The organism is Campylobacter concisus (genome assembly GCF_003048615.2).
Lineage (GTDB): Bacteria > Campylobacterota > Campylobacteria > Campylobacterales > Campylobacteraceae > Campylobacter_A > Campylobacter_A concisus_C.
On sequence record NZ_CP049263.1, the window covers coordinates 785,168 to 805,251 of the forward strand.

Genomic DNA, 20,084 nt, shown 5'->3' on the forward strand with positions numbered 1-20,084 from the left:
TTATGCTACTCTGTTTAAGGATGTTATAAATATATTAATCTAACGCTGGTTTTTGCTTTGCTTTGTCGTTTTTGAGCTTATCTTTTTTAGCTTCAAACTCAGCTATGACATTAGGATCTGGGAATAAATAGCCATCTTCAACCATTAGATCAACGGCCTTTTTAAATGTCGGCAACGCACTTTGCGCACCAAAGTAGTAGTAAGGCTTTTTAGGATCTCTTGCTAAAACGCCTATGGTGTAGCTGTTGCCTCTTGTGTCGTTTACGAAACCAAAAAATGAGCCGTTATAGGTGTTGCTATATCCGCCTTTGCCAGAAGCGATGTGTGCGGTGCCAGTTTTACCGCCTATCTCAAGACCTGGCGTAAATGCCTTTAAACCAGTGCCTTTTTCAACTGTTTTTATCAAAATTCTCTTCATTATCTTTGCGGTCTCTTGCGAGATGACCTGTGCTGGCTCTGCTTTTGGCAGATCGTAGCGCTTGCCGTTTCGCTCAAGATATGCCACCATGTGCGGTGTCACCTCGATGCCTTTGTTATTAAAGGTGTTATAGGCTTTTAAAAGCTGCATAAATGTCGCTTGAAGGCCGTATCCGTAGCTAACTGTCGCTTTATAGGTCGATGAGTTTAGTTTGGTAACCGTTGGCATCATGCCTACTTGCTCGTATGGCAGGTCGATGCCAGTCTTTCTTGAAAAGCCAAAATTTAAAAGCCCTTGATAAATTTGCGGACCATTTAGGCGTTCTACTAGCTGGATCATGCCGATGTTTGAGCTGTGCACGATGATGTCTTCAGCGCTCATAAAAGGCTCTGGGTGGGTATCTTTGATGATTCTTTTGCCTAGCTGATAGCGGCCGTTATAGGTATTTACTAGCTCAAAAGGATTTACCTTTTTTTCTTGAAGTAGTATGGAGAAGATAAATGGTTTAAAAACCGATCCAACCTCGTATGCATACTCGCTTGCGCTTGAATTTAGCGCGCTGTAATCTTGCTTTCTTATATTTGATGGATCATATCTTGAGCTAGAAGCTAGGGCTAGAATTTCGCCATTTTTGCTATTCATTATGCAGATGATTAGCTCTTTTGCATCTAGAAATTCACGCTTTTCATCTAAAATTTGCTCTAGCTTGGTTTGAAATTTAAGCGGTACAGAAAGCACTGCGTTGTAGCCATCAACCCTCGTTGCTAAATTTGAATCGCTAGTTAAGATTATATTGTTGCCGATATCACGCGGGCCAAGGATTTTGGCGTTTTGTATCGGAGCTAAGTAGTCCTCGTAGTATCTCTCAAGCCCTTTTACGCCTTTGCTTTTGGTAAGTGCGTCGCTCTCTGTTTTGCTCACGTAGCCAATAGCTGGCGTTAGGGCGTCTTTTGACATAAATTTGCGGTTTTGACCGCTCTCCATTACGCGCATACCTTGAAATGAGGCAAGCCCAGTCTTTGGATCAAGGTATGAGATCAAAATGCCCTTGCGGTTTAGCTTTCTAGAGAGCTCCTGAAGATAGGTAGCGCCCTTTGCGTCGATGCTGTAAGAGAGCGTGACAAGGCCTTTTGTGCCATTTATGATCTTTCTTACTTTGTTTGGATCGTCGCCGCTGTAAAGCGAGTAGAGCTTAATGAACATCTCTTTTTTGTTTGGATCGATGTTTCTAGTGTCAAGCATCACTTTGTAGAGTTTTTGGCTTGATGAGATGCTAAAGCCGTCTTTCGTGACGATGTTGCCGCGGATTGCGGTATTTACGTCGCTTGTTTGAAGCTTAGGAAGCTTTCGCTCGATGCTTGCTCTGTAAAATATAACAAGCACAAAGATTGAAATTCCAAAAGTAATTAATAAAAAAAGTATGGTTATTTTTGATTTTCTGGAATTCATTCAATGGCTTAAATTTGCGTTCTTGAAATTTCTTTGTATGCGCTTAGCGCTTTGTTGCGAATTTCTAGCATAAGCTTCATGCTAGTCTCTGCCTTGCCTATCGCGATAGCTGCTTGGTGCAGGTCTTTTACCTCGCCAGTTGCAAGATCAGCTATGGCTTTATCGGCGTTTATTTGAACCTTGTTTAGCTCTTTTAAAGAGTCGTTTAGTGCGTTTTCAAAGCCGCCTTCTTCGCTCGCTTTTGCTATTTTGCTTGAATTTTCGTTTTTGTTTAACTTATCTAAATTTATGCTATTTATCATTATGCTTGTCCTGAAATGAGTGATATCGCACTTTGTGCTATTGTTTTTGCGTTTTGAAATGACGCTACATTTGCTTGATAAGCCCTTGTTGCCTCGAGCAAGTCAGCCATTTCGATGACTGGGTTTATATTTGGAAATGCGACGTAGCCATTTGCATTTGCGTCTGGGTGGCTTGGGTCGTATTTTAGCTGAAAGTCCTTGTCATCGCGCACTACTTTATCTACGATCACGCTAGTTAGGGCAGGGTGAGCGTTTTTAGGTGAGCTTGGATCATCGAGTGGATTTTCATACTCAAGCAGACTTTGTGAGTTTTTAAGCTGATCGTTTAAAATTTTATCAAAGTTCATCTCTTTAAAGATGACCTCTTGTCTTCTGTAAGGACCGCCCTCAGCCGTTCTTGTGGTTTGAGCGTTTGCTATGTTTGAGCTGATGACGTTCATCCTGAAGCGTTGTGCGCTTAGTCCGTATCCGCTAATATCAAAATCATTTAAGTATGACATCATCTCTCCTAGTTCTTAGCACTTGCGTCTATTACGCTTTTAAAGATATTGCCCTGAGCCTTGTAAGCGCTATCAAGGGCGTTTATCATAACTGTATTTTTGCCCATTTCTGTTGTCTCAACATCAAGATCGACTGTGTTTTCATCGTTTCTAGCCATGTGGCCATCGCGCAAGAAAATTTGAGCTGTGTCGCTTTTTGGAAAATCAACCGCAGCCATGTGTGCTTCGTTTGTTTTAGCTAAATTTAGTTTTTTGCTCTCTGAAACGTTGTAAATTTCATTTGCTTTTTCTCTTAAAACATCTTCAAATCTTACATCTCTAGCCTTGTAAAATGGCGTATCAACATTTGCAAGGTTACCAGAGATGAGCTTTTGGCGTAGTTCTCTGCCTGCAAGGGCTGATTCGACGAGTGGGCTAGATTTTGATCTATCTAAAACAAACATTTAAAGTCCTTATAAAATTTCACACATTTATAAGCAAATGATGTTCCAAATATAAGGCAAATTTATTTTGTTTCATAGATTTTTGCCAAATCTTCTTTCATTTTTGTGACTTTTATGCCGCCAAGATAGTATTTAACTCCGTATTGTCCGCTATCTACGTCTGTTAAAATTTGATATTCGCCGTTTTTTATTACCACTTTAAAAGGCAGTGCGATCTCATGTTTGTATTCGATATCTCTTACGATTTGCTCGGCAAGCCTGTCATTTATCTTTTGATCATTTGTTATGAAGTAGTAGGCATTAAATTTTTGCATAAATTCATGCAAAACATACTCATTTGTGACATTTTCAAAGTGAGTTAGTCCGATTAGCGTAAATTTATCTTTGTTTTCAAGCTGATATTTTGTAAGCTCGGCTGCCTCTTTTTGGCAAGGTGGGCAAAATGTGCCAAAAATGTCGATCATTAAAACCTTATTTTCATCATTTTTGATAGCAAAGCCATGATCTTTTCGAACTAAAGTAAGCTCCTTGCCGCTTACATCTACAAGCTTAATCTCTTCATTTGGACTAAATTCTTTAAAATTTGCACTGCTGCTCTCATCTTCGCCACAACCAAAAAAAGCAAATAAAGCGATTATTAAAACAAGTAAATTCTTCATCTTATCCCTTAAACATATCTTTTTATGGCAGCTCTTGCCTCTTTGTCTGCCTCGCGTCTTTTTAAAGTCTCGCGCTTATCGTGTAAATTTTTACCTTTTGCAAGGGCTAACCTTGCTTTTACGATGTTTTTATCGCTTAGATAAAGTGCTAAAACAACTAGAGCAAGCCCATCTTGTGAGACTTGACCGAAAATTTTATCGATCTGCTTTCTGTGCATCAAAAGTTTTCTGGCTGCTCGCTCGTTTGGACGAAATGCGCTGTGTGTGGTTTCAAGATAGCTAATATGGGCGTTTAGTAAGAAAAGCTCGCCCTTTATGACGCGCACAAAGCTATCTTTTAAATTTGCTCTGCCAGCCCTTAGAGCCTTGACCTCGCTACCTTTTAAAACGATACCAGCCTCAAAGGTCTCAAGTATGCTAAAGTCGTGCAAAGCTTTTTTGTTTTTTGCTAGATCTTTTATCAAAATTTTACCTTTTATTTTACGCTAAATACGCTACTGCCACTGCCGCTTAGAAATTTATCCCTAAACTCATTCATCTGTGGATAGAGCTTAAAGCATGGGGCAAAAAGATCGTTTAGCTCCTCGTTTTTATAAATTTCAAGTAACTCTTTGCTCTTTAAATTTTGCATCTTTTTTGCAGCATTAACGTCTATGTATTGTAAGAAATTGCTTCTAAATTCTTGATAAACCATCGGTGTGGAGCAAAAAACATTTGGCGTGAAGATATTTAAATTTGGTACTTCATCGTCAAATTCTTCTATGATCTCGCCTATGCCGCTTACATTTGCTGCCTTGTAACCACTTACAAAAAAGGCCACATCTGCGCCGATTTTGGAGGCTATTTGCATCAAATTTTCGCGTTTTATATTTAAATTTAGCTCGTCATTTACCATAAGTAAAAAGGTGGCAGCGTTTGAACTGCCTCCTCCTAGACCAGCACCTATTGGGATTTGTTTGTTGATGATGATTTTATGAGAGCTAAAAAACTCATCTAACTCGTTTGAAAAGCCAGCTCTTTTTAGCTCGTCCATCGCTTTTTGGATGATGTTTTCTTTTATCTCTTTGTTGTCGCATTCGATAGCAAAAGAATTTGATTTTTCAAAATAAATTTCATCAAAAAGCTGCTCGCAAAGAACAAAACGTGACAAAATTTCGTGGTAGTTGCCTCTGGTGCCAACTACCTTCAAAAATACGTTGATCTTTGCAAAGCTTTTCATTTCTCGATTTTTTTCGCAAGCTCGTGGATATCGGCTTCGCTTGCTTTTTTGGTGGCGTGGATATTTTCGTTTTTGATATCGTTTGCCAGCTCGCTTCTTAGTATCATTGTGTTGCGCGGGGCTTCGATACCAAGCTTAACGGTGCTTTTTGAGATACTTACTACGACGACTTTTATGTCGTTACCTAGTAAAATTTCTTCGTTTTCTTTTCTTGCTAAGATTAACATTTTTCTACCTTGTTTAAAGTGTAATTTATAGTATCATCCATGATTTGGATTACGCTCATAAATTTATCATAATTTAGCAAATAAATTCCTTGTGTTTGTGTTTCAAAATCGTTAATTTTTAATTTCTTACCATAAAGTATGTTATTAATATCCCCAAAATACGTATTTTGCTCAATATTTAAAAAATTGCAAATATTTAAAAATTTTTCATTTTCATAGCGAAATTTACCCTCGCTTACCCTCTTTAATGAGCTTAAAGTTACATTATAACCAACTTTTTGCCCAAAAATTTCTGCATAAGAGCGGATGTAACTCCCCTCACTTACACTTAAACGAAGTGTCAAAAAAGGGTGTGAATAATTCAAAATTTCACTCTCATAAATTTCCATTATCTCTGGCTTTAGCTCAAATTCTTCGCCGCTTCTTGCTAGCTTATAAGCTCTTGTGCCATTTACATGTTTGGCGCTAAATTTTGGCGGGATATAGCTTATCTTGCCAGTTAGCTCGCCTCTTATGGCTTCAAGTTTTTCTAAATTTAGCTCTTTTACATTTAAAATTTCAGTGATATTTTCATTATCCATGCTAGGACTGCTAGCCCCAAGCCAGATCGTCGCCTCATAGACCTTTGGGCTTTTGTCTAAAAATCTAAAAAATTTCGTATATGAGCCAAAAGCGACTATCAGACAGCCACTCGCAAATGGATCAAGCGTGCCCGAAAATCCAGCCTTTTTGACACCATATTTTCTCTTTAGTCGCCCTAAAAAGTGGTTTGAGCTCATGCCAGCTGGCTTGTTTGCCACGAAAATGGCGTTCATACGGCCTTTTCCACGAAGCTTGACATTATCTCTCTTACATTGCCACCAAAATTTATAGTCAGTTTAAACTCTTTTTTGATCTTGCTAACCGCGCTTACTCTGCCGATACCAAAAATTTTATGTTTAACAAGGTCGCCTTTTTTAAATTCATTGCTCTGTTCGATAACGAGCGAGCCATGCGTGATACCGCTCTCGCTTAAAAATCTACTCTTATTTAGCCTAGTGCGCTGACCTTTGTAAAAGCGAGAATTTGCAAAGCTTAGACTAAGTGTCCTTTTGGCCCTTGTTATCGCCACGTAAGCGAGCCTGCGCTCCTCTTCGATGTCGCTACCATCGCCAATGAGTGGGAAAAATCCCTCTTCAAGGCCGATCACAAAAAGGTGCTCAAACTCAAGACCCTTGCTCGCATGCACGCTCATGATGCTAATAGCCTCGTCGCTAATGCCGTCTTGCTCGCTTGTTAGCGTGATCTCGTTTAAAAACTCCTCCAGATCAAAGCTTGGATTTTGCTTGATCTGATCTTTTAAAACAGCGTAAAACTCGTCGATATTCGCCGCTCTTTCAGCACCATCTGGCAAGCTCTCGTAGTATTTTTTCACGCCAAATTTAGCTTCAAATTTATCTATGAGGTCAAAAACTGAGCTGCTTTCTTGAAGCTCTTTTAGGTTGTTTGCAAACTCAAGAAGGGCTGATTTTACCTTTTTACTAAAGGCTTCATCGTTATCAGAGATGTTTGAGATCGCCTCGAAAATGGAAATTTTGCCCTCAAATGCCATCTTTTCAAGCTTATCAAGGCTTACTTTACCAAGGCCGCGTTTTGGGCGGTTGATAATGCGTCTTATTGAAAAGTCATCGTTTGGATTGTTTATCAGCCTTAGGTAGCTTATGATATCTTTGATCTCGGCTCTTTCATAAAATTTAACGCCACCTACCATTTTATAGGCGATCTGCTCTTTGTTTAGCCCATCTTCAAGCGAGCGCGAGAGAGCGTTTATGCGGTATAAGATAGCGATATCTTTTGCCTGCACGCCTTTGCTTAAAAGCTCTTTTATATTCTTTGCGATCTTGCCAGCCTCGACGCTCTCATCAAAGCTTTCTATTAAATTTACAGCTTCGCCTTCGCCCTTTGTGCCTACAAGCTTCTTGCCAAGGCGGTTGCGGTTATGATCTATCAGCTCGTTTGCAGCCTTTAGTATCGCCTCGCTCGAGCGGTAGTTGTGCTCAAGTCTGATGATCTTTACGTTGCTAAACTGATCTTTGAAATTTAAGATATTATCGATCTTCGCACCGCGCCAGCCATAAATACTTTGGTCATCATCGCCCACCACGCAGATGTTTTCGTGGCATAGGCAGAGTTTTTTTAGGAGCTTATACTGAAGATCGTTTGTGTCTTGATACTCATCGACCATTATGTATTTGTAGCGGTTTGAAATTTCTCTAGCAAGATCTTCGTTTTCATCTAAAATTTTATATGTAAGTCCTAGTAAATCGTCAAAATCAACAAGGTTATTTGCCTTTAAATAGTCTTCATATTTTTCATAAATTTGCGCTGCTTGCTTATAAAAGTTGTCCTTGCTTTTGTCAAATGAAGAGAAATTTGCATTTTTATAGACCTCTTCGACGCTTAAAAGTGAGTTTTTGTAGTTTGAAATTTCACTTGACAAAATCGCCGTAGCGACTGGACTTTCAAAGCTTTTGATGATGCGTTTTTTATCGTCTGTGTCGATTATTACGAAGTTGTTTTTTCTGTCAAGCTTTTCTATGTAGAGCTTTAAAAACAAAAGTCCAAATTTGTGAAATGTGCAAAGCAGCGGCGAGTAGTTTTTGCCACTTTGGCTTAGCATCGCCATGGCTCTGCTGCGCATCTCGTTGGCGGCTTTGTTTGTAAAAGTAAGAGTTAGCGTGTTTGCCGCGTCTATGCCGACCTCGCCGATGAGATAGGCAAGCCTAGTCGTGATAGTCTTTGTCTTGCCGCTGCCAGCACCTGCTAGTATGAGCATTGCACCGTCTATGTGGGTGGCTGCTTCGCGCTGGGCTTCGTTTAAATTTGATAGTAAATTTTCCATTTTTCGCTTTTTAAATTTTCTTTTGATTTTAGCCAAAAATGCTTAAAATTACTATTTTTTCTTAAATATATCTTTATTTTTTGGGTTTTGTAAAAAGACTGAGGCTGATTTTTTAGCGTGATCGACTTGCTTCTCTTTTGGCTTGTAAATGGAGAAATTTACAAGGATCGGGCTATTTTCAACCAAAATTTGAACCACCGCGCCAAGCGGAAACGATACCACTGAGGCAAAATTCTCACTACCAAAGCCAGCCTCAAAACTTAGCTCATCTTGCGTTAGCCTAGCACTTTCAAGCGTGTAGCCACCAAGTGAGAACATAATGACTGGCATGCTAAAGCTGCCACTTATCTCATCTGGCAAGCTAGGCTCAAAGCTAACTAGCGGCAAATTTGCCATAACTGAGAAATTTAGCCCCTTTTCAAGTAAAAAATCAATGCACTCATAGACGTGCATCTTCATCAAAAGCGCAAATTTCTCATCGTCTAAAATTTCGTCTAACATCTTAATCCTTTGAAATTTCTAAAAACTCATCTACTAGCTTTATAACCTCGTTTATACCGATCTGCCAGAAATTTTTATCATCTATGTCAAAGCCAAATTTACCCACAAGCTCCCTTGGGCTAAGACTCCCGCCAAGGCTCAAAAACTCGGTGTAAATTTCAACGAAATTTTCGCATTTACCGCTTTTGTAAAGCCCAAAAAGTGCAAGCACAAGAAGCTGCGCGTAAGAGTAGGCGTAGCAGTAAAATGGCGTGTGGATGAAGTGCGGGATGTAGCTCCACCAAATTTTGTAGTAGTCATTTAGTGTGACGCTTTTGCCAAACATCTTTTTGCTCTCTCTTAGCCAAATTTTATTTAGCTCATCTAGGCTGATCTCGCCCTCGTGTGCGTGCACAGCCCTTTCAAAGGTGGTGAAATTTATCTGGCGGTAAAGCGTGGCAAATATATCCTCGATCTTGCCAGCGAGCAGTGAAATTTTCTCTTTTTTGCTAAGGCCATCTTTTACGTGGTCAAAAACTAGCATCTCGCAAAAGACTGAAGCCGTCTCAGCCGTGGTTAGTGGGGTGTCTGAGTTTAGGTAGCTTACATTATAAGAGAGCTTTTGATGCACAGCGTGGCCAAGCTCGTGGGCTAGCGTGAAAAGATCTCTTCGCTGGTTTGTGTGATTTAGCAAAACATAAGGATGTGTGTCGCTTGATCCTGAGTGAGAAAATGCTCCACCTCGCTTGTTTGGCGCTGGATAAACGTCGATCCAGCCGTCACTAAAAGCGCTTTTAGCTATATCTCCAAATTTAGGTGAAAATGTCCCAAACGCCTTTAAAACTATCTTTTTGCACTCATCAAATTTATACTCGCCCTCACTGCTAAGAGGCGCGTATCTATCGTAATCATAAAGCTTTTTAAGGCCTAAAATCTTTCTTTTTCGCTCGTAAAATTTAGAGACTAAATCGAAATTTTTCTCAGTTACAGCGATGAGCGAATCAACGCTTTTTTTAGTGATTTGATTTTCAAGGTGTCTTGGCTCTTCAGGAAGCTTGAAATTTCGTAGCTCGCAGCTTGTTTTTAGATCAGTTTTTATCATATTATATATGTAGCCAAGAAGGTGCTGGTGCTTGCTAAGCTCGTTTGAAAGGCTTTTAGCAGCCAGTTTTCGCACGCTTTGGTCGCTCTCATGAAGCTTGGCTAAAATCTCTTCTTCATTTAAAAGCTCGCCTTTAAATTTAAACCTCATCTTGCTCATGCTCTCATCAAAAAGCCTTGAAAAGCCCTCAGCTCCAGTGCTTGCTGTGCGAAGTAGCACTCTCTCTTCTGCAACGCTTAGCTGGTGCGGTTTTGCTTTGGCGAGGTTGCTTAGATAGTAGCCATATTTTTTAGAGCTTTTGATGATCTCTTCTTGTTTTTTAGGGCTAAATTCATTAAATTTGATCTCAAAAAATATCAAATTTTCATTTGCTTTTGTCGCTATCTCATCGATCTTTGCGTAAAATGCGCCCTTGCTTGTATCTTTGGCAAAATTTAAAAAAGCATAAGTCATTACTTTTGAAATTTTAGCTATCAAGCTTTCATATTCGCCAAATGCTTTTAAAAACTCGTCTGTTTTTAAATTTTCATAAATTTCAAGGTATTTATCTTTAAATTTCTCGCACTCTTTTTGTAAATTTAGTGCGTTTTGCTCGCACTCTTTTTCGTTTGCAAAAAGTGCTTTTAGATCCCAAATTTGCATATTTATCCTTTAAATTTTTGGGACATTTTACAAAAAAATGGATAAAAGTAAAATTTCAGCCAAAATTTAGCTGAAATTTTACTGAGGATTATTCTGAAGTCTCTGAGGCTACGGCTGTAAAAAGCACGTCTGATGAGCTATTTAACGCAGTTTCAACTGAATCTTGGATGACGCCTATCGTAAAGCCAACTGTTACAAATTGCATAGCGATGTCATTGCCGATACCAAAAAGTCCGCACGCTAATGGCACTAGAAGCAGTGAGCCGCCAGCCACGCCAGATGCGCCGCATGCGCCAAGGGCTGAGATGAAGCATAGAAGTAGTGCATCGCCAAATGTAACTGTGATAGATGGGATAGAATTTACCGCAGTAAGCGCTAAGATACTAATAGTAACTGCCGCACCGCCCATGTTTATGGTGGCTCCTAGTGGGATAGAGATCGAGTAGAGCTCCTCTTTTAGTCCAAGCTTTTTGCAAAGCGCCATATTTACTGGGATGTTTGCAGCTGAACTTCTTGTAAAAAACGCTGAGATCGCGCTCTCTTTTAGGCAGATCATAACAAGTGGATAAGGATTTTTCTTAGTTAGTGCAAAAACCATCGCTGGATAGACGATAAATGCCACAACAAGCATCGCTCCAACAAGAACTAAGATCAGTTTTAGATATCCTGCAAGTGCCTCAAATCCAGTATCATGAATGCTGATAGCAACCATACCAAAGATACCAAACGGAGCTAGTCTAATTATAAATTTAACGATATGAGTTACGCCGTCGCTTATATCTTTAAATACTTTTTTGGTCTCAGGTGTAGCATATCTCATAGCGATACCACCACCTATCGCCCAAGTGATGATGCCTATATAGTTTCCGTTTGCTAGAGCGGTTATCGGATTTTCGACCATTTTATAGATAAGGTCTTTTAGCACATTTGTGATGCCTTGAGGTGCTGACATATCAGCGCTTTGCAGACCTTTTAGCGGTATCTCGATAGGAAATAAAAAGCTTGCAATAACCGCCACAACAGCTGCTAAAAATGTGCCCACAAGATAGAGTGTGATGATCTTTTGCATGCCTTTTGTATGACCAAAATCTTTTAAAATGATAGAGGTTGCAACTAGGACAAAAACAAGAATAGGTGCGATCGCTTTTAAAGCGCCTTTAAACAAATCTCCTAAAACTGAGACTGAAGCAGCGATAGAATCAGCCGAACTAGCCTTTTCTTTGGCCTCATCAAGCTGTTTTGCTTCATCTTGGCTAAGGCGAGTTTTTATGACTTCATCTACGCTTAAGCCACTCTCTTTTTGGATGGTTTGAATTTTAGCTGAGATTTGGTTGTAAGGGGTTGCTTGATAATGTGTGTAAAAGCCAACTAGGGCACCTAGGATGATACCAACTAAAATTTGAACGATCAAATTTCCATCGGCGTATCTTCTTGCAATGTTTTTAAACATATTCATTTGACACCTTAATAAATTAGTTTTTTGTTGATTCTAGCTAAATGATTTTTAAATATAAAGAAATTTAAAAAGATTAATTCGCTTTTTATATAGATTTGTTACAATTGCACGAAAATTTAACCAAGGAAAAGGACGAAAATGTATCTATTTACTTCTGAAGTTGTAAGTCCAGGTCATCCAGATAAATGCGCTGATATTATTGCTGATAGTATTGTTGATACTATCTTAACGCAAGATCCAAATGGACGCGTCGCAAGCGAAGTTTTTGTAGCTGGAAAAAATATAGTAATAGGTGGAGAGATAAACTCAAAGGTAAAACTCTCTTATAAAGACTATGAAAAGATCGTAAAAGACGCTCTTGCGCATATTGGATATGACGGAAAGAGCAACTTTACAAAAGAGCAGTGCTTGCATCCAGACGATATCGAGGTCAAAGTTTGCTTAAATCAACAAAGTCCAGATATAAATCAAGGCGTTGATCAAAGTGACGGCGAGATCGGAGCAGGTGATCAAGGCATCATGTTTGGCTTTGCAAGTTGCGAGGCGAAAGAATTTATGCCAGCAGCTATAACTTACGCAAGAATGCTTTGTGAAAAAGTATATAAATTTGCCAAAGCAAACCCTGATAAACTTGGTGTTGATATAAAAACTCAAGTTACGATTGATTACGGCAGTAAAGACAACTTTGAAAACTGCAAACCTCAAAGCATCCACACTATCGTCGTATCTGCTCCTTGCGTGGAGAGCATGAAGATAGAAGAGCTTCGCGCACTAATACAAAATTTAATAGACGAAACTGGCCTTCCAAAAGAGCTATATAATAAAGAAAAAACGATCATCTATATAAATCCAACAGGCAGATATGTAAATCACAGCTCACTTCACGATAGTGGCCTAACAGGCAGAAAACTAATCGTCGATAGCTTTGGCGGATATAGCCCAATAGGTGGCGGCGCTCAGTCAAGTAAGGACTACACAAAGGTTGATCGCAGCGGACTTTACGCAGCGCGCTGGATAGCTAAAAACATAGTCGCAGCTGGCCTTGCTAAAAAATGTATCGTTCAGATAAGCTATGCAATAGGCGTTGCAAAGCCAACTTCAGTTAGTGTTGATACTATGGGAACTCACGCAAACGGCGTAAATGACGATATGCTTTCAAATTTTGTAAGCGAGCATTTTTCTCTAACACCTCGCTGGATAACAAATAAATTTGGTCTTGATAAACCAAGTAAAGAGACATTTTTATATGCAAAAGTAGCTGCAAAAGGTCAAGTGGGAAATGCAAAATACCCTTGGGAAAAGCTTGATGCGGTTGATACTTTCAAGGCTTTACTAAAAAAATAATCAAAAAAGTGGCTTTATCTAAAAGCCACTTTAAAATTTCTTTTAAAACTCATCCCAAAACGCTTTTTTAGGCTTTATGATCTCACTTTTTGAACCATTTACGCTGTGATAGACTGCTTTATTATACTTTGTAACAAGGTGTTTTATAAGTACTCTTTGAAGCACAGGCTCGCTACTTGGCACAAACCAGCCGTTGTTTGTGATAGCAACGACCACGTCAAATTCGCCCTTATAAAGCTCCTCTCTTGTTGCCTCGTAGCAGATGGCGTTTCTGATCTTAACTCTGTCTATCTCATAGTCACTAAAATTTTCAGCTTTTTTAAAGTCACTAGCTCCGCCAAAAAATAGCTTATTTACGGCATCTTGCATAAATTTTGGCAGAGGAATTTCTTCTCCAAATGGCACTAAAAATTTCTTATCCATTCGCCTTAGAGTGCCATCTTGAAACAAAAATGCAGAGTTATAAATTTGCTTATTTTCATAGGCAAGTGCGCCAGCTACGATGGTTATCTTTTTTGAAAGCTCTTTTAGCTCATCAACAAGCAGTGGCTCGTTTGTCATAAATAATGGAAATGCGCTCTCGGGCAGCACGATGAGGCGTTTTTGCTCGGCGATAGCACTATTGATGAGGTCTAAATTTTCATTTGTAAATTTCATACGCAAGCTTTTATCCCAGCGCACTCTTTGAGCGACATCGGTATTTACTAGCTCCACGTCAAATGGCAGAGTTTTTGCCTCGCTACTTTTAAACTGCAAAGCGGCGATCAGGCAGATAAAAGCTAGGATAAATTTAAAAATTTTGCCTTTTAAACTCAAAGAAATAGCCGTTAAAAATATAAATATAAGCCCTCTAGTATTTGGCTCAAAAGCCCCTAAAACAAGCGTTGCCTCAAGGTTAAACCAGTTAAAACCAAATGGATGCACGTAGCTTATTAAAAATAGTAAAACGGCTCTTAGTGCTACAAAGCTTGGAAAAGAGGCTATCCAAAATAAAAGCCCATAAACAAGGGCTATAAAGAGGATGACAAATGGTATAAGCCAGACTAGTTCGTAGTAGATAAAGCTAAAGCCGATCCAGTAAAACCACAAAATTCCAGTGAAAAATCCAGCCGCAAAAAAGCCAGCTCTGCTTAAATTTATGATGACGAAAATTCCAGCTAGCGTGAGAAAAGGTGAGATGAAATTTAAAATTTGATTTTCAGCCATAGCTAAAAAAATGAAATTAGAAAGCAAAAAAGCACCGACAAAGGCTTTTATTATAATTTTAGTGCTAAAATGTCCGTTTAAAAATCTTACAAATAAGGAAATCCATGCAAAACGCTGATTTTTTAACATCATTACTACCTCTTGTTGTGCTTTTCGCCATATTTTACTTTTTGGTTATCAGACCTCAACAAAAACAACAAAAAGCTCACGCAGCAATGCTTGCAGCTCTTGACAAAGGCGATAAGATAGTAACTAATGGCGGACTTATATGCGAAGTGATTAAAGCCGAAAATGATTTTATCAAAGTTAAACTTAACGATGATGTAATCGTTCGTATAGCACGTGAGTTTGTAGCTAAAAAGATCGAAGATAAATAATGCGTAACGCAAGAGTTACATATAGGCTGATTATTCTACTATTGGCCTTAGTTTTTGGTTTTGGCTTTTCGGTGCCATCTTTTTTTCAGACTCAAAGCGGAGCTAAAATTTCGCTAGGACTTGACCTTCAAGGTGGTCTTCATATGCTTCTTGGTGTTGAAACTAACGAAGCCATCCACTCTAAGATCAAGTCAATCGCTGGAAGCATAAATTATTATGCCAAAAAAGAAGATGTGCTCATTGATAAATTTAAGATAAAAGAAGATAGTGTTGATTTTGCGCTACTTGATAGTGACGAGGCTCCAAAGGTTGATAAGGCTTTGGCTGAGATAAAAGGGCTTGATATCAAAAAAGATGGTCTAAACTATCATATCACTCTTACAGAGCAAGAGAGGCTTGATACGATCGAGTATGCGATCTCACAAGCTGTTGAGACTATTAGAAATAGGCTTGATCAGTTTGGCCTAGCTGAACCAACAGTCGCTAGACAAGGCAAAGATAATATCCTAGTCGAGCTTCCTGGCATAAAGACTGAAGAAGACGAGCAAAGGGCGAGAGATCTTATCGCAAAGGCTGCTCACTTGCAGCTTATGGCAGTTGATGATAAAAGACAAGATCAAGCTAATACCATGAGCGAGGCCGAGGCCGAAAGCTATGGTGACGTGATCTTTAAAGATGCTAAAAATGACCGCGTAAAATACGTCGTTAAAAATATCCCTGTGCTTGATGGCTCGATGCTAACTGACGCAAAGGTCGCATTTTCTCAGCAAAATAACTTACCGATCATAAATTTCACACTAAATTCAGAAGGTGCTAGAATTTTTGGTGATTTTACTGGTGCAAATGTCGGCAAAAGGCTTGCTATCGTGCTTGATGGTAAGGTCTATTCAGCTCCAGTTATAAATGAAAGAATAGGTGGCGGCAGCGGTCAGATCAGCGGTGGCTTTACACTTGACGAGGCTCACGACGTAGCGATCGCGCTTAGAAGTGGCGCACTTTTAGCACCTGTTAAGATGCTAGAAAAAAGAAGTGTTGGTCCATCTCTAGGCCAAGAGAGTATAAACCAAAGCATGGTAGCTCTTGCTGCTGGATCTATTTTAGTAGTGCTATTTATGCTAGTTTATTATGGAATTTCTGGAATTTTTGCAAATATCGCGTTAGTTGCAGACGTTGTTATATTAGTAGCCGTCATGGCGCTTTTTGGAGCGACGCTTACCTTGCCTGGTATGGCTGGTATCGTGCTAACTATCGGTATGGCGGTTGATGCAAACGTCATCATAAATGAGCGTATACGTGAGCTTTTACGTGAAGGCGTGGCGATAAGAACGGCCGTGCAAAAGGGCTATGAACACGCTATGAGTGCGATCATCGACTCAAACTTAACTACTATTATCACAGTTGCAGTGCTTTATGCTTATGGTACTGGCCCAGTTAAAGGCTTTGCTGTGACAATGGCGATAGGTATCATGGCTTCGATGCTAACGGCCATTTTAGGCACACATGGCATGTTTGATGCAGTCATGGATAAGATAGAAAAAAGCGGAAATACCAGACTTTGGTTTGGTTATAAAAGGAGCTAGATATGCAAATTTTTACTAAGGCAAAAGTTTATGATTTTATGCGGTTTAGATTTGCTTCATTGGCACTTTCTATATTTTTATTTGTTGGTTCGATCTTTTTGCTTGCAACAAAGGGTCTAAACTACGGCATCGACTTCTCTGGCGGTACGCTTATCCAGTTAAAATACGACACCAAAGCGCCACTTGATAAAATTCGCGACGCTTTTGGCACAAATGAAGTGCTTAAAAACGCCTCTGTTACTGAGTTTGGAAGCGAAGATGAGGCTGTTATTAGATTTTCAGGATCAAGTTCAAATTTAACTGGTGACATCGGCACTGAGATAAAGCAAATTTTAAAAGATACTGGAAATTTTGAAGTAAGACGTGTTGATATCGTTGGTCCAAAGGTTGGTGACGAGCTTAGGCAAAAGGGCTTGATGGCTCTTGGAATTTCACTAATTGGCGTGCTTCTTTATATCACATTTAGATTTGAGTGGAGATTTGCGCTTGCTGCGATCGCAACTGAAATTCACGATATCGTTATAACTGTTGGTGCTATTTCACTATTTGACATTGATGTAAATTTGGACACGCTGGCGGCTGTATTAACGGTGCTTGGCTACTCGCTCAACGATACTATCATCATTTTTGATAGGATCAGAGAAGGCATAAAAGAGAGTAAGAGAACTGATATCGAGGGCGTTATCAACGAGTCAGTCTCAGCCACACTTTCAAGAACTATCCTGACTTCAGCCACTACGATGATGACTGTTGTTGTGTTGTTTTTATTCGGTGGAGATATGATACATGGATTTTCATTTATCCTTATCGTTGGTATCGTTATAGGAACGATCAGCTCGATCTACATCTCATCGCCATTTCTTATCTGGTTTAAATTTAGCATCGAGCATTTTAGAGCTAGAGAAGCTGAGAAGCAAAGGATCAAAAAAGAGCGTGATAAAGAGCGTGCTATGTTTGAAAAAGGCGTTGTGTAAGGAGGGATAATGAACTGGGGAAAAGTTATCTACATATTTTTTGCGCTGATGAGTCTTACGACTACGGCGGAGTTTTTATATGATAAAAACGAGATCGCCCTTTTTGTGGCAGCTAGTATAAATTTGGTTTCAACTTTACTTAAGATCGGTGTTAAAAATTTACTTTCAGCTGAGCTTTTTGCTAGCTCGCTGGTTGCTGATTTACACCTTATACCAGCTTTTGTTATTTTGCAAGTATCTGAAAATGCAACGCTTAGCTACTCTTTAGCTATTGGCGCAGTCATTGCAAATATATTTTCACTAGCCTTGGTACTAATAGAATCAAGCAAATCACAAGAAGAATTTTAGGAGAAAAAATGGCTGAGAAGAGAAAATATGAGCCTTTAAAGATAGAAAAAAAGTGGCAAGAAATTTGGGATAAAAATGAAGAATTTGAACCAAAAGACGATCTAAGCTTGCCAAAAAAATATATCCTAAGTATGTTTCCATATCCAAGCGGACGCATACATATGGGGCATGTGAGAAACTACTCTATCGGCGATGCGCTGGCTAGATCATATAGAAAAAGCGGCTACAACGTGCTTCATCCTATCGGATTTGATAGCTTTGGTATGCCAGCTGAAAACGCAGCCATAAAACATAAAATTCACCCTAAAATTTGGACTTACGAAAACATCGACTATATGAAAAAGGAGCTTGCAAGCCTTGGCTTTTCATTCTCTAAAAAGAGAATTTTAGCTACATCTGACCCGCTTTACACAAAGTGGGAGCAAAGCTTTTTTATAAAGATGTTTGAAAAAGGGCTTGTTTATAGAAAAAATGCCATCGTAAATTGGTGTGAATACGATCAAACTGTGCTTGCAAACGAGCAGGTTGAAGACGGTAAATGCTGGAGATGCGGTAATGATGTTGTGCAAAAAGAGCTTCCAGGATACTACTTCAATATCACAAAATACGCTAGCGAACTACTTGAAGATCTAAAACTTCTTGAAGGCAAATGGCCAAATCAAGTCATCACAATGCAAGAAAACTGGATCGGCAGAAGCTACGGCCTAGAGTTTAAATTTAACCTTGATGAGGCTTCAAAAGAGACTTTAGGTGGTAAATTTGATGGCTTTGAGGTATTTACTACAAGACCTGATACGATTTATGGCGTTAGCTACACAGCTCTTGCACCAGAGCATCCTATTGTAAAAGCTCTTCTTGAAAGTGATAAATTTGATGAAAGCAAAAAAACAAAGATAAAAACAATACTTAATCAAAGCCCAAGAGAGCGTCAAGCAAGCGATAAAGATGGAGAATTTTTAGGAATTTACATCGTTCATCCACTTACAAATGAAAAGATCCCAGTTTGGGTTGCAAATTTCATCCTAGCTGACTATGGCAGTGGCGCTATCATGGCTGTTCCTGCTCATGATCAAAGAGACTTCGAGTTTGCAAGTAAATTTAATCTACCTATAAAACCAGTTGTAAAGCCGCTTGAGGGTGAGAGTGACGACTCTAAAGCGTACTCAGAATACGGAGTTGCTATAAATTCTGAGCTTATAAATGGCCTTAGCTCAGAGGATGCCAAAAGCTTTATAATAGAGAAATTTGAAAAAGATGGTCTTGGCAAAAGGATCACAAACTACAAACTAAGAGACTGGGGAATCTCCCGCCAAAGATACTGGGGTGCTCCGATACCAGTCGTGCACTGCAAATGCTGCGGCGTAGTGCCAGAAAAAGAGGAAAATTTACCTATCGCACTGCCTGAAGATGTCAAGATCACAGGCGAGGGCAACCCTTTGGATAAACATCCAACTTGGAAATTTACAAAGTGTCCAAAATGCGGCAAAGACGCGATCAGAGAGACTGATACGATGGATACATTCGTAGAGAGTAGCTGGTATTTTGCTAGATTTGCAAGCGATGAGAAGAGTTGGGAGCAAAAAGCGCTTGATGAAAAAAGTGTGAATTATTGGATGAATGTAGATCAGTACATCGGCGGTATCGAGCATGCGATCTTGCACCTTTTGTATGCTAGATTTTTCCAAAAGGTCTTAAGAGACCTTGGCTATCTAAGAGACGATGAGCCGTTTGAAAATTTACTAACTCAAGGCATGGTCTTAAAAGATGGCAAAAAGATGAGTAAAAGTAAGGGCAATGTCGTAGATCCTGATGATATCATAAATAGATACGGCGCCGATACGGCAAGGCTTTTTATCCTTTTTGCTGCTCCTCCTCAAAAAGAGCTTGAGTGGAACGACAGCGCAGTTGAGGGTGCATTTAGGTTTTTAAATAGGCTTTGGGAGAAGGCGCAAACTATCAAAAAGATAGATAAATTGCCTGAGATAGATCACGAAAGCTTAAATAAAGATGAGAAATTTGCAAGGCTTAAAATTTATGAAGCACTTAAAAAATCAACCGAGGTTTTTGGCGATACATTTGCTTTTAACACTTTAATCGCTGCTTGTATGGAGGCACTAAACGCTATAAATGCGCAGGATAATGACGACGTAAATGCTGAGGGCTTTTTCATCATCTTAAATTTACTAGAGCCTATCGTGCCGCATATCGCAAATGAGCTTAGCGAAGAGCTTTTTGGCAGAAAAAATTTCACAAAGATAGCTGTGAAAGAAGAGGTATTTGTAAAAGATAGCATCGCTCTTGCAGTTACAGTAAATGGCAAGAAAAGGGCTGAGTTTGAAGTAGCAGCGAGTGAGAGTGAGAGTGAAATTTTAAAACAAGCTAAGCAAAATGTGGCTAAATGGCTTGAAGGAAAAGAAATTTTAAAAGAGATTTATATAAAAGGCAAATTAGTAAATTTTGTCATTAAAGGATAAATT

General features: G+C 39.3%; 20 protein-coding genes. 6 read left to right on the forward strand and 14 right to left on the reverse strand.

Features of this window, described 5'->3' with window-relative positions:
- Positions 1-34: 34 nt before the first annotated feature.
- The 13 genes from CVS89_RS03995 to sstT all read right to left on the reverse strand — a co-directional run bounded on the left by CVS89_RS03995 (position 35) and on the right by sstT (position 11,778).
- Complete coding sequence (locus CVS89_RS03995; protein WP_021085499.1) at positions 35-1,867, reverse strand: peptidoglycan D,D-transpeptidase FtsI family protein; 1,833 nt, start codon at positions 1,865-1,867, stop codon at positions 35-37.
- 8 nt (positions 1,868-1,875) lie between these two features.
- Positions 1,876-2,169 carry a flagellar hook-basal body complex protein FliE gene (gene fliE / locus CVS89_RS04000; protein WP_107847759.1) on the reverse strand — a complete coding sequence of 98 codons (294 nt, stop codon included), beginning with the start codon at positions 2,167-2,169 and terminating at the stop codon, positions 1,876-1,878.
- Entirely contained in the window at positions 2,169-2,669 is a 501-nt protein-coding gene (flgC, locus tag CVS89_RS04005; protein ID WP_009294076.1) for a flagellar basal body rod protein FlgC, read from the reverse strand. The genes fliE and flgC overlap by 1 nt, the downstream gene beginning before the upstream one ends.
- A gap of 8 nt (positions 2,670-2,677) precedes the next feature.
- Complete coding sequence (gene flgB, locus CVS89_RS04010) at positions 2,678-3,112, reverse strand: flagellar basal body rod protein FlgB (RefSeq protein WP_107847760.1); 435 nt, start codon at positions 3,110-3,112, stop codon at positions 2,678-2,680.
- A 62-nt stretch (positions 3,113-3,174) separates the two neighbouring features.
- Positions 3,175-3,771, reverse strand: coding sequence for a thioredoxin (locus CVS89_RS04015; protein ID WP_107847761.1), 597 nt, complete (start codon positions 3,769-3,771; stop codon positions 3,175-3,177).
- Between the two features lie 8 nt (positions 3,772-3,779).
- Positions 3,780-4,232, reverse strand: coding sequence for an SsrA-binding protein SmpB (gene smpB / locus CVS89_RS04020; protein WP_035170093.1), 453 nt, complete (start codon positions 4,230-4,232; stop codon positions 3,780-3,782).
- A 14-nt stretch (positions 4,233-4,246) separates the two neighbouring features.
- Positions 4,247-4,990 (reverse strand): 4-(cytidine 5'-diphospho)-2-C-methyl-D-erythritol kinase, encoded by a 744-nt coding sequence (locus tag CVS89_RS04025; RefSeq protein ID WP_107847762.1) that lies wholly within the window; start codon positions 4,988-4,990, stop codon positions 4,247-4,249.
- Positions 4,987-5,217 (reverse strand): carbon storage regulator CsrA, encoded by a 231-nt coding sequence (gene csrA, locus CVS89_RS04030; RefSeq protein WP_002941828.1) that lies wholly within the window; start codon positions 5,215-5,217, stop codon positions 4,987-4,989. The genes CVS89_RS04025 and csrA overlap by 4 nt, the downstream gene beginning before the upstream one ends.
- On the reverse strand, positions 5,211-6,032 hold the full coding sequence (truB, locus tag CVS89_RS04035) for a tRNA pseudouridine(55) synthase TruB (RefSeq protein ID WP_107847763.1): 822 nt from the start codon (positions 6,030-6,032) through the stop codon (positions 5,211-5,213). The genes csrA and truB overlap by 7 nt, the downstream gene beginning before the upstream one ends.
- Entirely contained in the window at positions 6,029-8,098 is a 2,070-nt protein-coding gene (locus tag CVS89_RS04040; RefSeq protein WP_107847764.1) for an ATP-dependent helicase, read from the reverse strand. Before CVS89_RS04040 ends, truB begins: the two co-directional genes overlap by 4 nt.
- Positions 8,099-8,149: 51 nt before the next feature.
- Positions 8,150-8,599 (reverse strand): hypothetical protein, encoded by a 450-nt coding sequence (locus tag CVS89_RS04045; RefSeq protein ID WP_021084337.1) that lies wholly within the window; start codon positions 8,597-8,599, stop codon positions 8,150-8,152.
- Between the two features lies 1 nt (position 8,600).
- The gene (locus CVS89_RS04050) at positions 8,601-10,322 is read right to left on the reverse strand and encodes a M3 family oligoendopeptidase (protein WP_107847765.1); all 1,722 of its coding nucleotides are present in this window, start codon (positions 10,320-10,322) and stop codon (positions 8,601-8,603) included.
- A gap of 88 nt (positions 10,323-10,410) precedes the next feature.
- Positions 10,411-11,778, reverse strand: a complete 1,368-nt coding sequence (sstT, locus tag CVS89_RS04055; RefSeq protein ID WP_430393989.1) for a serine/threonine transporter SstT — start codon at positions 11,776-11,778, stop codon at positions 10,411-10,413.
- A gap of 138 nt (positions 11,779-11,916) precedes the next feature.
- Here sstT and metK point away from each other — a divergent pair, with 138 nt between their 5' ends.
- Positions 11,917-13,122 carry a methionine adenosyltransferase gene (gene metK / locus CVS89_RS04060; RefSeq protein WP_021084435.1) on the forward strand — a complete coding sequence of 402 codons (1,206 nt, stop codon included), beginning with the start codon at positions 11,917-11,919 and terminating at the stop codon, positions 13,120-13,122.
- Between the two features lie 42 nt (positions 13,123-13,164).
- Here the strand turns inward: metK and CVS89_RS04065 are convergent, their stop codons facing one another.
- The gene (locus tag CVS89_RS04065) at positions 13,165-14,457 is read right to left on the reverse strand and encodes an apolipoprotein N-acyltransferase (protein WP_196376821.1); all 1,293 of its coding nucleotides are present in this window, start codon (positions 14,455-14,457) and stop codon (positions 13,165-13,167) included.
- Between CVS89_RS04065 and yajC the strand changes: the two genes are divergently transcribed.
- From yajC to leuS, 5 genes are read left to right on the forward strand one after another with little or no spacing between them, the layout of a single operon-like run.
- Positions 14,433-14,705 (forward strand): preprotein translocase subunit YajC, encoded by a 273-nt coding sequence (gene yajC, locus CVS89_RS04070; protein ID WP_002941849.1) that lies wholly within the window; start codon positions 14,433-14,435, stop codon positions 14,703-14,705. The two genes, CVS89_RS04065 and yajC, sit on opposite strands and share 25 nt — an antisense overlap.
- Positions 14,705-16,285 carry a protein translocase subunit SecD gene (gene secD, locus CVS89_RS04075; protein ID WP_107847767.1) on the forward strand — a complete coding sequence of 527 codons (1,581 nt, stop codon included), beginning with the start codon at positions 14,705-14,707 and terminating at the stop codon, positions 16,283-16,285. The genes yajC and secD overlap by 1 nt, the downstream gene beginning before the upstream one ends.
- A 2-nt stretch (positions 16,286-16,287) precedes the next feature.
- A complete protein-coding gene (gene secF / locus CVS89_RS04080; protein WP_021092267.1) occupies positions 16,288-17,259 on the forward strand; it encodes a protein translocase subunit SecF in 972 nt (323 codons plus the stop codon).
- Between the two features lie 9 nt (positions 17,260-17,268).
- Positions 17,269-17,607, forward strand: a complete 339-nt coding sequence (locus tag CVS89_RS04085; RefSeq protein ID WP_002942000.1) for a DUF6394 family protein — start codon at positions 17,269-17,271, stop codon at positions 17,605-17,607.
- 8 nt (positions 17,608-17,615) lie between these two features.
- The gene (gene leuS, locus CVS89_RS04090; RefSeq protein WP_107847768.1) at positions 17,616-20,081 is read left to right on the forward strand and encodes a leucine--tRNA ligase; all 2,466 of its coding nucleotides are present in this window, start codon (positions 17,616-17,618) and stop codon (positions 20,079-20,081) included.
- Positions 20,082-20,084 lie beyond the last annotated feature (3 nt).